The 13,888-nt window shown below is 57.9% G+C and carries 10 protein-coding genes and 1 pseudogene; 10 read left to right on the forward strand and 1 reads right to left on the reverse strand.

The window, feature by feature from the left end; genetic code table 11:
• Window positions 1-1,080: 1,080 nt before the first annotated feature.
• Window positions 1,081-2,535 (reverse strand): DUF1521 domain-containing protein, encoded by a 1,455-nt coding sequence (locus XH79_RS20625; RefSeq protein ID WP_271526518.1) that lies wholly within the window; start codon window positions 2,533-2,535, stop codon window positions 1,081-1,083.
• Window positions 2,536-3,433: 898 nt separating this feature from the next.
• Here XH79_RS20625 and XH79_RS20630 point away from each other — a divergent pair.
• The 10 genes and pseudogenes from XH79_RS20630 (at window position 3,434) to XH79_RS20675 (ending at window position 13,862) form a co-directional block, all read left to right on the forward strand.
• Entirely contained in the window at window positions 3,434-3,742 is a 309-nt protein-coding gene (locus XH79_RS20630) for a hypothetical protein (protein WP_271526519.1), read from the forward strand.
• Window positions 3,743-3,785: 43 nt separating this feature from the next.
• A complete protein-coding gene (locus XH79_RS20635) occupies window positions 3,786-3,977 on the forward strand; it encodes a hypothetical protein (RefSeq protein WP_271526520.1) in 192 nt (63 codons plus the stop codon).
• 115 nt (window positions 3,978-4,092) lie between these two features.
• Window positions 4,093-4,986: a SctD/MshK family protein gene (locus tag XH79_RS20640; protein WP_271526521.1), complete on the forward strand. Its 894-nt coding sequence runs from the start codon at window positions 4,093-4,095 to the stop codon at window positions 4,984-4,986.
• Between the two features lie 33 nt (window positions 4,987-5,019).
• Window positions 5,020-5,556 (forward strand): hypothetical protein, encoded by a 537-nt coding sequence (locus XH79_RS20645; protein WP_271526522.1) that lies wholly within the window; start codon window positions 5,020-5,022, stop codon window positions 5,554-5,556.
• Between the two features lie 2 nt (window positions 5,557-5,558).
• The gene (locus XH79_RS20650) at window positions 5,559-5,987 is read left to right on the forward strand and encodes a tetratricopeptide repeat protein (protein ID WP_271526523.1); all 429 of its coding nucleotides are present in this window, start codon (window positions 5,559-5,561) and stop codon (window positions 5,985-5,987) included.
• A 9-nt stretch (window positions 5,988-5,996) separates the two neighbouring features.
• Entirely contained in the window at window positions 5,997-8,096 is a 2,100-nt protein-coding gene (sctV, locus tag XH79_RS20655) for a type III secretion system export apparatus subunit SctV (protein WP_271526524.1), read from the forward strand.
• Window positions 8,097-8,126: 30 nt separating this feature from the next.
• The gene (locus XH79_RS20660; RefSeq protein ID WP_271526525.1) at window positions 8,127-8,714 is read left to right on the forward strand and encodes a tetratricopeptide repeat protein; all 588 of its coding nucleotides are present in this window, start codon (window positions 8,127-8,129) and stop codon (window positions 8,712-8,714) included.
• Window positions 8,715-8,839: 125 nt separating this feature from the next.
• Window positions 8,840-9,706 (forward strand): Effector protein NopP, encoded by an 867-nt coding sequence (locus XH79_RS20665; protein WP_271526526.1) that lies wholly within the window; start codon window positions 8,840-8,842, stop codon window positions 9,704-9,706.
• Between the two features lie 1,319 nt (window positions 9,707-11,025).
• Window positions 11,026-12,339: pseudogene (locus XH79_RS20670) on the forward strand (M16 family metallopeptidase); the annotation flags it as partial.
• 80 nt (window positions 12,340-12,419) lie between these two features.
• Window positions 12,420-13,862: a M16 family metallopeptidase gene (locus tag XH79_RS20675; RefSeq protein ID WP_442868887.1), complete on the forward strand. Its 1,443-nt coding sequence runs from the start codon at window positions 12,420-12,422 to the stop codon at window positions 13,860-13,862.
• Window positions 13,863-13,888: the final 26 nt, after the last annotated feature.

Consider the following 13,888-nt stretch of genomic DNA (forward strand, 5'->3'; position numbering starts at 1 on the left):
CAGACACGCAGCGGCCGGATGATTCCAACCAGCAAGTCCTTTGCGCATCAAAAACTCCACGACACGGGACCACCTGAGAACACTGTGCGCAGGAATCACGGCATTAATCCGCCTCACTCTTCGTCAGCTTCTTGCAAGCTGTCCCTGCTAGCAAATAGGTCATCTCGCGGCACCGCCGCCATCTGGGTTTTACGATATGGACACAGGCGCAGCCGATATCCCAGCCACGGCGCCAGAAGCTGGCGCAAACAACGATAACGCCGCGAACGGCGGCGACAATTCGCCCGCAGCATTGTTGCAGCGAGCCTTCGAAAAGGCTCTGGTTGCGGTCGCTACCCAGGTCATAAGCGATTCCCAGTCAGATATGGATGACGCTATGAGCGAGCTAGATGATGGGTGAAGGGCCGGATAATCAGACGCGCACAGGGAAGGATCTGCCGGAATGCAAGCCGAACCGAGAACGATCGGCCGAAGCAGGCGGACTTGGCAATAGGAGCCGCTAGACGCGTCTTAGGTGGTCCTCCAGGCCAGCGGTGCGGCCGGTCCGCAAATCCGATCGCAATTACACCGGGAACTTTGGGAATACGCCGCAGCGACTTGCTCACCCGGGTATACCCCATATTCTCGATGAGCGTTCATCAGGAGCGCTCTTTAGCCAGGCCAATAGAGATTCAAGCGAAACCGAGCGCTTCCCGCTTGATGATCAATTGCGTCAGCCGGCTATCCTCGATTGGTTCTGCAGCCGCCCGCGAGATTGTGCGCCAGAGAGGTCCTCTAAGATTTTCCGTAACATCAGCATCGCTGCGCCCATATCTTCACAACTCCTGGACCGCTGACCCCGGCATCGAGACATGTTGGTGGTGCCCGATCCTGAGGTCATAGCGTGTTTGTCGGCACGATTGGCGCCCGAGCTTAGAAGGCCCGATCGCGCGATGAGAGCGGCGATCCTGATCGATACGCCGCCGCACTTAACATCTTCGTCTCCCTCGCGAACACGAAAAGCGGGCGCTGGCGCCCGCTTCAGTGACTTACCCGATAGGCTGAGATCGCTTCGCAGTACCAGCCGGGCTTACGCCCAATTCAAGCATCCGACGGTGTGCCCGGATTCTCATTGCTGTCGATGATCGCCTGGTTCACCTGGCGTCCAGACCGATCAACCCAGCCCGAGCCTGGTTGTTCATAGATCGTCTGAGCACCATCCGAAGTCAGCTGATCAAGCGTACGGCCGGCATTCGACTGTGTCACCTTGAGATTGTTCTTACCGTCGAAGCGGTCTCCAAGCCCTTCGACGACCATGGCATTGTCGCCGTTGGTGATGGTCAGCTTCGAGGCCATCGTTTTGCCATTGCCGATATCAACGGTGTCGACAGTAATCTTCGTGCCGTCGTCGAGCTGGAAAGTCATGTTCTTCTTGAAGTCAAAATCGATCTTGCCGTCACCGTCGGCATCGACGTGGGGATCGCCTTTAATCGCCGTGATCTTGCCTGTTTGATTGTTACGAATGAGCACCGTTCCGTCATGTTCGTCGACCAGCATCGAATATTTCTCACCAAGCTTGATCTCAGCCCTGCCGTCCCTGACCTCATGCGACCACACTGGCGCCGGCTGAGACGACTGCGTGGGCACCTGGGCGGCCGCAACAGGCACCATCGCAAGAGGCGGCGGAGGAGGAGGAACGAAGAAGACGGGGACCGTAGAGGCAGGCGCCGCGCTCGCATACTGATAGCTGCCCGGCCCGCGCCCCTGTTCGCCTGCATCGATACTCGCCTGATTCACGGCGCGCCCGGCGCCATCGACCCATCCCTGGCCACTCTCATGGATCGTTTGGGCACCATCGGACGTCAACTCGTCAAGGGTCATCCCAGCATTGGACTGCGTCACCCTCAGATTGCTTTTGCCATCCTTGTCGTCGCCGAGCCCCTCGACAACCATCGCGTTGTGACCGTTGGTAATGGTAAGCTTTGAAGAGATGGCCTGACCATTACCGTAGTCGACATTATTGACAGTAATTTTCGTGCCGTCGTCGAGCTGAAACGTCATATCCTTCTTGAAATCGAAGTCATCCTTCCCGTCTCCGTCGGCATCAACGTGGGGGTCGCCATGAATTACCGTGACATGACCGGTCTGGTTGTTGCGAACTGTCCAGGTGCCGTCCTTCTCATCGGCCGTGATCGTATACTTGTCCCCAAGGTTGATTGTGGCCTTGCCATCCTTGACCTCATGCGTCCACACCGGATCCACAGCAGGCTCGGAATTCTGATTCAGCTGGCTCATCAGCATGGTGGGAGGAGGAGGCGCCATCATGTACGCTTGGGTCGTAACGACGGCTGGCGTTACGGCGACCGGCACGACACTCCCAACGACAGAACTGACGAGGGCTGGTGAGGCTACCGGCAGGTACTGGTAGCTCGCCGGAGCATACTGCCCCAACAAGGCGTTGAAAGCGGGAGTGACAACCGCGCCTTCTGGCACCACTCCGTTCATCGAGTCGGGCGCGCCCACCACTGGGAGACCGGCCACCGGAAGATACTGCATTTAGTTCACTCCTGTTGCATAGACGAAATCTGTAAAACTGTGAGCGTTACGCGCATAGTCAACTAAGGCGCGCCGCTTCAGACCTGCATGAGAACGCATCATTTAGGACAACCACTTCTCTTGCCAGAACCGGCAGCCCTAGTGAGATCCTTGCTCTCGCCCCATCACAGTAACCGCACGAGCACATCACGCGCATTTAACTCGCAGAGACGGTAGCCCGAATACCTGTCGAAAAGCTGACGACGATCAGCGAGCGAAGCCGCACTCACTTTGCATTGATCGGATGTCCGAAACGCATCCTTCGGTGAACTGTATCGCAAGCTTCCTCTCACCAAGACTCGTCTGACCAGACGTGCCCCTGTGTCTTCATGACAAGTTACGCGACGTCTGCCGGGCACCCCCCAATCATCCCACCCTCGCCGCGCAACCAGCGCACCCGCCGGTCGCTCGCATATCATCTGCGAAGACCGATCGATAAGCTTGAACATGCGCTGCGACCGGTTTCTCAGCATAAGAATTCGCGAAACGCGAGCTTTTCGCAAGCTGCCCATGTTAGCCACACGCGAGAAGCGAGAGCTGAGGTCCGACGGCTCGATGACCTTATCCCGCTTCCGCGCTCTACCCTGCAGGCCACGCGCTTGCGCAGCCTCCGCGAGGTAAAATCATTCCTGAACGCGTACTAAGCACCGCTCAACCCGCCTTGAGCCAAGTCGGCTATAGGCGCTGCCGGGAGAGCCGATGATTGCGAGCAGGTGCAAGCCTGCCGCAAAAGTGCAGCCCACTCGCCTCGACGTGAGGCTCGTCAGCTTTTCGAAAGCTAGCGTCCTTAGCATGAGGCCGCTGAATCTAGGCGAGCAGTCGTCTATTGAGCGCGAAAAGACGAGCATAGGAGAATGCGATGATCGGAGAAATGATCGGAAGCGCTGCCGGCGGATACCTTGGCGGGCCGGCCGGAGCGGCCATTGGTTCGGCGCTGGGCGGGACCGTGGACAAGGTCTTTGACACGGTGGTCCACGCCTTGGTGCCCGACAAGGGCGGCCATGATAAGGCCGCAGACCACAAAGACGCCGGCGAAAAGAGCGAGGTACAACCCAAGCCCGACACTGCCTGCAAGAGCCCGGAACTGAACCTTGGGCTCAGCACGCTCGGCGGCACGCCCATGTTCCTTTCCATTCCTGCGATCGTCTCGCCGGCCCGCAACTCGTAACAAATCAGAACCAGGTTAAATCCCATAAGAAAGGTAAATAGACATGTCGGTTGACAATGTTGGCGGAAATGGCGGCGCTGCTGGTGTTCAGCAGACCGGTGATACGGGCTTCCAGAACCAGATGGCTGAATTCGAGCGTGTGAGCCAGAAAGTTCAGGCCCAGGCCGTGGCAATGCGCAGAATTACGACCGAACTCTCGTCCGAGAAGAAGGTCGCCGACGAGCGCGTCCAGTAATTCTGCAAGACGGGTGGCTCACCGAGTTGCTACCGTCGCCGCGCCGTGAATGACGAACTCTGGATGAGCCGTACGGCACTACCGTACGGCTTCTCTCGTTATTCAGGAGATTATCGTGAACGACTCTATTTCGCTCGAGTTCGAGGTGCTTTCGGGGCTCTATACCGGGCTCAAAGGAAAGGCGGCGGGCGGCGACAGCATTGTGGGCAGCGGCCTCGATGCTGACCTAATCTTCGTTGAACAAGGGCTTGAACCGCATCACCTTCGCATCACCCCGCAGCGTGATTGGATCGAGGTCGAGGCGCTCGCTGCCAATATTAGCATCGACGGTCACGCGAGCATCACTTCAGGTGAGCGCGTCAGAGTGCCTCTTCCCGCGGTCGTGCATGCCGGCGCGATCTCCATCCGCTGGTCGACAGAGGATGTCCAGCCAATTGCTTCGAGCAAGCGCTCTCGCAGCTCGATCGTGACCCTCAGCATGGTCTTGCTCAGCTGCATCGTGATCGGCACCTTCTCAAGTATGTTCGCCCCCGGCGATAGGGCGATGGCGACAAGGACTGAGTCATCGCGCGCGGCCGAGATTGCCGCTAAGCCAACCGTGGATCATTTTGATGCGAGAACTGCCGATGACATGGCCGTATCGCTGCGGCAAGAGATCGAACGAGCGGGCCTTCTTGACATCAAGATCGGGGGCGGTCCCGGCGTCGTGACTGCGGAAGGCACAATTGCCCCGAACCTCGTCGCCAAATGGAAAGAAATCCAGCAATGGTTCGATCGTCAAACCAATGGCACCCCGACCCTTGTGAATGCTGTCATCGTGAAAGAGGAGAAGATGCCGTCTTCGATTGCCGTCCAAGCCGTCTGGCGTGGAAGCGAACCTTATCTGCTTATTGCCGGGCAGAAGTATTTCGTCGGCGCGCTCTTAAGTAATGGATGGACCGTTGATCGAATTGAGGATGGACGAGTTCTGCTCAGCCGCAACGGCCGATCTGCCGCTTTGCCATACTAAGATCTCTACCCTGCAAGAAAGAAGGAGAAGGCGATGGCTAGGCTGCCCCAGCAGTCCGTAGGGCCCGGCACCTCATCGCAGGGATTAGATGCGGGCCAGCACGCAGCGGTCATCGGCTCGCCTCCCTCGCAAGGTGATAAACTCGAAGTCGGAGGCGCCCATTCGGATAGCGGCACGAAGCGCGCGTCGTGGCGGGATGCGGTTTCGCATGATCTGCCAATTGACGGTACGAGCGAAGCGGCGCTCGAGGTCGATTCCGTCCGCGCCATCTCGCGCGTCACTTTATTCGAAGGCGAGGCAGGGGCAAATGAGACAGATCCACGTGCGGCATTGGCTTCGCTTTATGGTCCCAATCTGTCTCGCGGACTACTCTCCTTCGTCGTTCCACGCCTCCGTCATCCGGACGTACTGCGCGCCGACAAGCATGGTCCTCTTCTGGAACGCTTGACGCGAACGTTGGAGGCGACGCCGGAAGACAAGACGGCGCGAGAGTGCTTGGCAATCCTGCAGCAGGAACTTCAGCGGTTACTAATGCTCCGGCAAAATCAAAACAGCTTAATCAAAGGATAGCCATGGCCGATCCTGATGGATTGCAGCATCTCGCCGCTCCCTTGGTTCCAGAAGTCTCCAAATCCGGCGATGTTCCGTCGATCTCCGGGCCGGAGCGCGACCTGCTTTGCGCACTCTCATATGTCCATCTTGCATGCGGGCAGAGCGCACAGAGTCTGGCTCTGCTGCGAATTGCAGCCCGCGAGCATTCCAACGACGTCGGTTTACTGCGCATTCTAGCCTACACGCTAATCGCCGAGGGCCTTGGCAACGAAGCACTGCATGTTCTGGACCGGCTGGACGCACTTGATACGCAACCCTCCTCCCGCATACCGATGACGCTGTTGCGCAGTCACGCACTCCGGCACGCTGGCCGCATGTCCGAGGCACGCGAGGTCTTTCAGCGCTATGTGTCACTGCGCGCGAGCACCGCCCTCGTCAAAATGCAATAGGGATCTATCATGGCCAACGTTCTGCGTGACTTCTTCGTGCGCGCTCCGGCCCAGCCGGATTTCATGATTGCATTGATGCTGCTTCTGGCGATCGGCATGATGATCATGCCAATCCCAATCGTCGTAATCGACATGCTAATCGGCTTCAATCTTGGCTTTGCCATATTGCTGCTGATGGTTGCACTCTATCTCAGCACACCGCTTGATTTCTCGTCCTTGCCGGGCGTCATTCTGATCTCTACCGTATTTCGACTCGCGCTAACGATTGCAACAACGCGGCTGATCCTTGCAGAGGGCGACGCCGGTAGCATCATTCACACCTTCGGCGACTTCGTCATTTCGGGGAATATTGCGGTCGGCATCGTCATATTCTTGATCGTGACCATGGTCCAATTCATGGTTCTTGCCAAGGGTGCCGAACGCGTCGCAGAGGTGTCTGCGCGCTTCACGCTTGACGCGCTACCAGGCAAGCAGATGGCGATCGATGCGGAACTGCGCAACAGCCACATTGATCAACACGAAGCACGTCGCCGGCGCGCCGCGTTGGAGCAAGAGAGTCAACTTCATGGCGCGATGGATGGTGCCATGAAGTTCGTTAAGGGAGACGCGATCGCCGGGCTGATCGTGATCTGCATCAATATGCTGGGCGGAATCAGCATCGGTCTGCTCTCCAAAGGTATGTCGCTCGATGAAGCGCTGCATCACTATACACTTTTGACGATCGGTGATGCGCTCATTTCGCAGATTCCGGCGTTGCTGCTGTCAATTACCGCCGCGACCATTGTCACGCGCGTCAACGGACCCTCCAAGCTCAAACTCGGGGCCGATATTGTTCACCAACTTACCGCAAGTACGCAGGCACTTAGGCTAGCCGCCTGCGTCTTGGTATTCATGGGGCTCGTTCCCGGCTTTCCTTTGCCGCCCTTTGTCGTGCTGGCCGTCCTGTTCGCTGCGGCAAGCTACGTCAAAGTCAGCCCCAAACGCGACAAGCTCCCCGCCAACATAGGAGCTAGCGCCGCTGCTTCGGCGCCGCCCCCTACAGCGGCTCAGAAGCAGACCGCACATGCGGAAGCACTTCCGATCGCGTTGTTCCTTGCACCGAACCTGACGGATTCGATCGACAAAGACGAGCTGGAAGAGAGCATTTTGCGTGTTTCTAGGCTCGTATCGGCGGACCTTGGCATCACTATTCCGCGCATCCCGGCCCAGATTGGCGAGAGCTTGTCCTCGTCGCAATTCCGAGTGGATGTCGATAGTGTGCCAGTTGAGCGCGATGTGATCAATCCTGGCCACCTGGCACTCAACGACGATGTGGCGAACATCGAATTGAGCGGCATCCCCTTTCAGCAAGACCCTGAAACGAATCGGGTCTGGATCGAAGAACGGCACGCAGCGGCGCTCAAGGCCGCCGGAATCGGATATCATCGGCTGAGCGAAGTTCTTGCCTTACGTCTGCATTCCACATTGACGCGCTATGCACAGCGCCTGGTGGGTATCCAGGAAACCCGCCAATTGCTCGCTCGGATGGAGCAGGAATATCCCGATCTGGTGAAGGAGGTGCTGCGTACAGCCACGGTCCCTCGGATCGCCGAGGTCCTACGCCGCTTGCTCGATGAGGGCATTCCAATCCGCAATACCCGCTTGCTCCTCGAGGCATTGGCAGAATGGAGCGAACGCGAGCAAAACGCCGTCCTTCTCACCGAATATGTTCGTGCTACCTTAAAGCGGCAAATCTGCTTTCGGTATGCTAACGCCCATCGCGTCGTCGTCGCCTTTATCATTGAGCGTGAGAGCGAGGAAATCATCCGCGGCGCAGTACGGGAAACGGCCGTCGGCCCATACCTCGTCCTGGACGAATGGCAGAGCGAAAAGCTGCTTGCACAATTTCGTCAGATCCACGCGACCATCGCGGAAAGTAAGAGTCAGCCTGTCGTCCTCGGTTCGATGGATATCCGGCGTTTTGTACGCGGTTTTCTTACGCGCAACGGGATCGATCTGCCTGTTCTGTCCTATCAAGATCTCGCCGCGGACTTCACGATCCAACCGATTGGATCCGTCAAGCTTCCCAAGGCGCCTTCCTCGGGAGGGCTCCTAACAACTGCAAGCTAAGAGTGCGCAGCACCACCTTGTGAGTAGCCGATGAAATCTAACCACACCAGCTGCCGCTATCTTTGCTCCGCCAGTCCAAGGCTGCGGCCGGCTCTGCTTGCGATGCTGACTGTTGTGCTGCTCGCTGGTTGCGCTACCGCAGACAAACATGGCTTTTCACCGCAGCAGACGTCCGCATCAGACTTCGCAGACAGCAAAGAGATCGACCCCGCCGCGCGCGAGCGCATTTCGCTCGCGCTCGGCCGAGATGCTGATGAAGGGGCTCTGCGCGACGAATTGAAGCAACAGCCGAACAACATTGATGCGGCCATTCCTCTTGCGCGAGCCCTACTGGCACGCAACTGTCCGAATGATGCGCTCGAGGTGCTCGACGGCGTGTTATTGGCAGCCCCTGGCGACCTGCGCGCATTGAATGCCAAAGCAGTTGTTCTCGATCACGAGGGTCGGCACCAGGAAGCCCAAGAGCTATACCGCCAAGCTCTCGCGGCGGAACCTGCAAACCCGATGCTGCGCAACAATTTCGGACTGTCCCTCGCCCTTCAAGGCAAGATGGACGCCGGCGATGCCAGCGCAGCACCGCAGGGGGGCAGCCGGAAAGCATTGGCTCGTTCAAGATAAGGCAATCAAGAGCGGGCAGGAATAGCGAAGCGTGATGCTTAGCTGTCAGCTTGCCGACAGCTCGGCTTGCTATGAGCCCGGAACCCCAATCGGCGCGGCCTTCGCCGACATAAACAGGACGTGTTATGTTTCAAAACACTAAAACTCTATCTAACAGCGAACGTGCGTCCGAGCTCGATGAAATGGGAACGAGCTCGGACGAAGACTCCTACCCCGATAGCCAAAGATTCTCGGATGTATTCTCTGCTCTGAATTTGGCGCCATCGAGCTCCTCCTTTGATGCATCTTTGGCAGCAGTCCCGCCATACGCGCTGGTTGACGAGCGGCCGGTGGTTGAGATCTCAAAATCTTCGTTTGAGAATAAGCTGGCAGATTTTTATGGAGGAGACATAGAGGATATTGCTGCCAATCCGCAGCGATACTCGCGCTGGGTGTCCGAAAAGGCTCAACGCACAGCGGACACTGCATTTCGTTTCGGCATGAAGTCTATTTCGGAGAAAGCGCGTTTTTTCAGCTATCAGCTTGGGAACAAAAGCGTCGGGCTTCTGAGAACGGAACCCGGAGGCCACATGAGTGAGCTGTTCAAGGGCAACAATGATTGGCGCAATCAATTTCCTGGGCGAGATGAAATCACCTCAACAATAGCTTTCCGGGTTACTCATCCGCTCGTCGAGAACGCGGGCGATATCTTGCTTGAACATCAGCTCCAGATCGACGGAAACAAACCGCTCGTTCTCTCCCACTCTTCTAATCCGGAAGCGAAAGCCCGCGCAGCAGCGTTGGGTTTTGTTGAGGTTAGTGACTCGATGATGGTGCTAGACCCCACCAAGCACGATGACAAATGGAAGAACGAAGGCGGCAATTGGCAGCGGGCGGGTAAACCGCCTTTGTATCTTGCCGCGACTGAGGACAACAGTGGCAATGCCAAGTATACCGAGAGTGTAGCGAAGCCCGCGAACGATCCGTATGATGATGAATATGACTTTATGTAGAGCCTACAGGCATCACACGAAGAGCAATTGGCCGGTTCGGCGGGGCAAGATCAGGCCTCCATCTCATTTCCTGCTGCATGTACTCTTGAGCACCGACATCTTTTCCGTATCCGCAGGCGGAGTTGAACTGCGCTGTGGGTCCTTTCGTCTGGCGGAATCAAGCCGGACGAGCAGCAGATCGATTATCTCTCGAACTCCGCAGCCTCGTGTTCCTCCTGATCTGCAGCTTGCGCCAGCAAAGAGCCTCCTTGTATCAGCCGAAATGACGCGGTCTATCGGCACCGCGAAGCTATAGCGCGCGATGGCGGCGCACGATCTCCATGACAGCCAGTTCGGCCATGTGAGAATCTCCTCCTCTGCCTTCCCGGGTAAAAACTTGCTCGCAAACCGTTTTCAGCCCTTTAGCCGCCGGCAGCGGACGGCATGATTGGTTGGCAGAATCTTGCCGGCATGAACGTCCTCCGGGGGGAACACATCCTCATCAAACCCGCTCGGCACTGCTACATCCACGCCCTTCTGGCTCGTTCAGATAAGAGAGAGGAGAAATAGCGAAGTAGTTAACATGCGCCAACCAGGCTCCGGCTTGCAACCGCAAATCACATGACCGCGATCTGCGGTGCCCTTGATATCCTTAATCTGAGTGACTTGTTGGCAGGTGATTTAAGGACGGTGAGTCCCTTTGCCTTCGTAAACCGCGACGGCACGCAAGTGACTTCCTCTGTCTAATCGAAGCTATCGCTGAGCATTTGTTTACCTCGCGCGTCAACAACCGATGGGCTTTTGCGGCAAATCTTCTCAATCGCGCTCCCCCGCGCCACCTGATCCGCGCGGCCCATAATCTAAGCTGTTGTCGCACGTTCATCCTGGACTACTTCGGCGCAGTGTACTCAGAGCAGCTGCTCGCTGGCTCCCGCTTCGCGGCCACGAGAAATATCGTCAAGCCACTCATCGTGTAGACCGAGACGTGTGACGGCAAGCTGCCGGGTGTTGTGCTAGCAATCATATATCGCGCTTGATTGACCCCCAAGTCTCCACGAGCCGCCAAGTTCTCCTGACACGTTGTGCGCAAGGTAGTGTTCACGACATGTCGACGTTTACATTCGGCCACAATACTACGCGCCGGTTCTGTGTTGTACCCGTTGGGTACGCAAGCGCCATCCGGCGATTGGTCTGGTTCTTGCTGGGCTGTTTGCCAAGACGAGGCGCCGCTGCACGCCTGTCGGATTTCCCACCATAACGACCAGTATGGAACGAAAGGCGATGCCATGAAGAGCCGGATTCCGGTCACCGCCAAGGCGGCAGGCACCGCCGCTGAAGCCTTGGACTCGACGACGCGCATCAGGCCGGCGGTTGAGCACAGAACGGATGATAGCACCGGCTTGCACCGTCCTGACGAAGCTAGCGTCTATGCCGGCACGGTCAGATCAGATCGACCAGCGTGCTTCACGCTTCAGAACGGCCTGCAGGTGGTTGTGATCCAGGATCATCGCACACCTGTCGTGACTCAGATGATCTGGTATAAGGTCGGTTCCGCGGATGAACCGCCCGGCAAATCGGGGCTTGCGCATTTCCTCGAACACCTGATGTTCAAGGGTACCTCCAAACATCCGGCGGATGAATTCTCCAAGGCCGTACTGCGCGCCGGCGGCTATCAAAACGCCTTTACCGGATTCGACTTCACCAGCTACTTCCAGCACGTACCTCGCGAGCACCTTGGCACGATGATGGAATTTGAAGCCGACCGCATGACCGGTCTCATTCTCAAGGACGAGAACGTACTTTCCGAGCGCGACGTCGTGCTTGAGGAATTCAATATGAGGGTTGCCAACCATCCCGGCAACCGGCTTGCTGAGCAGATGATGGCTGCGCTTTACCTCAACCACCCCTACGGCCACCCTATTATCGGGTGGCGCCAGGAAATCGAAAAGCTTACGCGAGAGGACGCCCTTACGTTCTACAAGCGCTTCTATGCACCGAACAACGCGATCCTGATCGTCGCTGGCGACGTAGCCACCAAGGAAGTGCGCTCGATGGTAAAGGAGACGTTTGGCGCCATCCCCGCTCAACCATCGATTGCCCCGGAACGCCTGCGGCCGCAGGAGCCGACGCCGGCCGCGCAGCGCAGAGTGACGTTGGCCGATTCCCGCGTCGAGCAGCCAGCCCTGCACCGCTATTATCTCGTACCGTCGGCGCGCACCGCCGTCGCTGGGGAGAGTCCAGCGCTCGAGGTGCTCGAGCAGTTGATGGGCGGCGGCGTCAACTCATATCTCTATCGCTCGCTAGTGGTCGAAAAGCAGCTCGCGGTCACTGCCAGAGCGAGCTACCACTCTGCCGCGCTCGATCCCTCGCTATTCGAGATTTCCGCCATACCAAAACCTGGCGTCAACCTCGGCCTAATCGAACGCGCCATCGACGAGGTAATCGCCGACGTTGCACGCACTCCCGCGAGCATCGAAGATCTCCAGTGGGCGAAGGCGCGGCTGATCGCGCAGGTCACATACGCTCAGGATAGTCAGGAAATGTTCGCGCATTGGTATGGCCGCGGCCTGACGACGGGACTGTGCATCGAGGATATTCAACGCTGGCCGGACCACATCCGCGCGGTCAGTGCACAGCAGGTGCACGAGGTCGTGTAGAAATGGCTCGACAAGAAACGAGCTGTCACCGGCTATCTCATCAAAGAGTCCACTCCACAACACTAGGAGAAGCTCTAGTGATCCATCCTTGCACACGACGTGGGATCCTCCTCGGGGGAACCTCGCTCTCCATCACGACGCTCGCTTCGCCAAATTCGGTTGCAGCCCCGAGGTCACTTGATCGGACCAGGATCAAGCGCCTGATTTCGCCTTCCGGTATTGAAGCCTGGTTCGTGCAGGATTCCACTGTCCCAGTGATCTCGATGGAATATGCCTTCACCGGCGGCGCGACTCAGGACCCCGCTCAAAAACCTGGCGTAGGCCACATGGTTTCTGGCCTGCTCAAGGAAGGTTCCGGCGAATTTGACTTCAAGACCTTTCATCAGCGGCTGGACCGTCGTGCTATTGAGCTGCATTTTCACGTGACCCATGATCACTTCCGCGGTGCCTTGCGCACGATGAAGGACAACGCGGACGAGGCCTTCGAGCTTTTACGGATGGCGCTAACCTCGCCGCTTTTCGACGCAGCCGACGTCGAACGGATCCGTGCTATTGTGCTCGCGCGCCTTCGGCACGAATCGACCGATCCTTCGTCTCTGGGTCATCGCAAGTTCCTCGAAGTCGCGTTTGGGGATCATCCTTATGCTCGCCCAGCCGAAGGCTCGCTGGAAAGCGTGCCGAAGATCGAGGTCGCGGATCTCAAGGGTTATGTCCGACGCGTGATCGCAAAAGACACGCTCAAAATCGCAGTGGTCGGCGACGTCGATGCAGGGGTCGTCTGCAAGTTGCTCGACAAGACCTTTGGCAGCCTGCCGAGCAACGCGGAAGCGATGCCGGTTGCCGAAGTCATCGCAGCAAAGCCGCCGCAGCGGGTCTTCATTCGGTTCGATGTGCCGCAGACAATTGTGACTTTTGGCGGTCCAGCCGTCCGCCGCAGCGAGCCGGATTTCATGCCCGCCTATATCGTCAACCACATCCTCGGCGGCGGCGGGCTGACGTCCCGCCTTTTCCGCGAAGTCCGCGAGAAGCGCGGACTGGCCTATTCCGTCGGTGAGCGCCTTGTCTGGTTGGATCATTCAGCCATGTTTCTCGGCAACAGCGGCACCAGCGCCGATCGCGCCGGCGAAACGGTCGAAGAAATCGAGAAGCAGGTCCGTCACATCGCCGAGGAAGGACCGACTCAGCAGGAACTCGATGACGCAAAGTCCTACCTGAAGGGCTCGCAACTGGTGGCTCTCAACACATCATCAAAGCTTGCGCGAACGCTACTGCAGCATCAGCTTGACAAGCTGCCCATCGACCATTTCGAAAAGCAGAATGCCGTGATCGATGGGGTGACGCTGGAGGACGCCAAGAGAGCGGCGCAGCGGCTGTGGGGCCAGGGTCTGCTCACAGTTATCGTCGGCCGCTCCCCAAAGGACGCAGCGCAGCCGATTACCGTGCCATTGGGGCCCACACCCCCGCCAGGCGTCGATCAGCTGGACGCCGCCCCGACGACGCCGCCCAATTTAGCTTTCTAGCAGCCCAGACGCTTGCAAGCGCCTTG

Source organism: Bradyrhizobium sp. CCBAU 45389 (assembly GCF_028128625.1).
Taxonomy (GTDB): domain Bacteria; phylum Pseudomonadota; class Alphaproteobacteria; order Rhizobiales; family Xanthobacteraceae; genus Bradyrhizobium; species Bradyrhizobium liaoningense_B.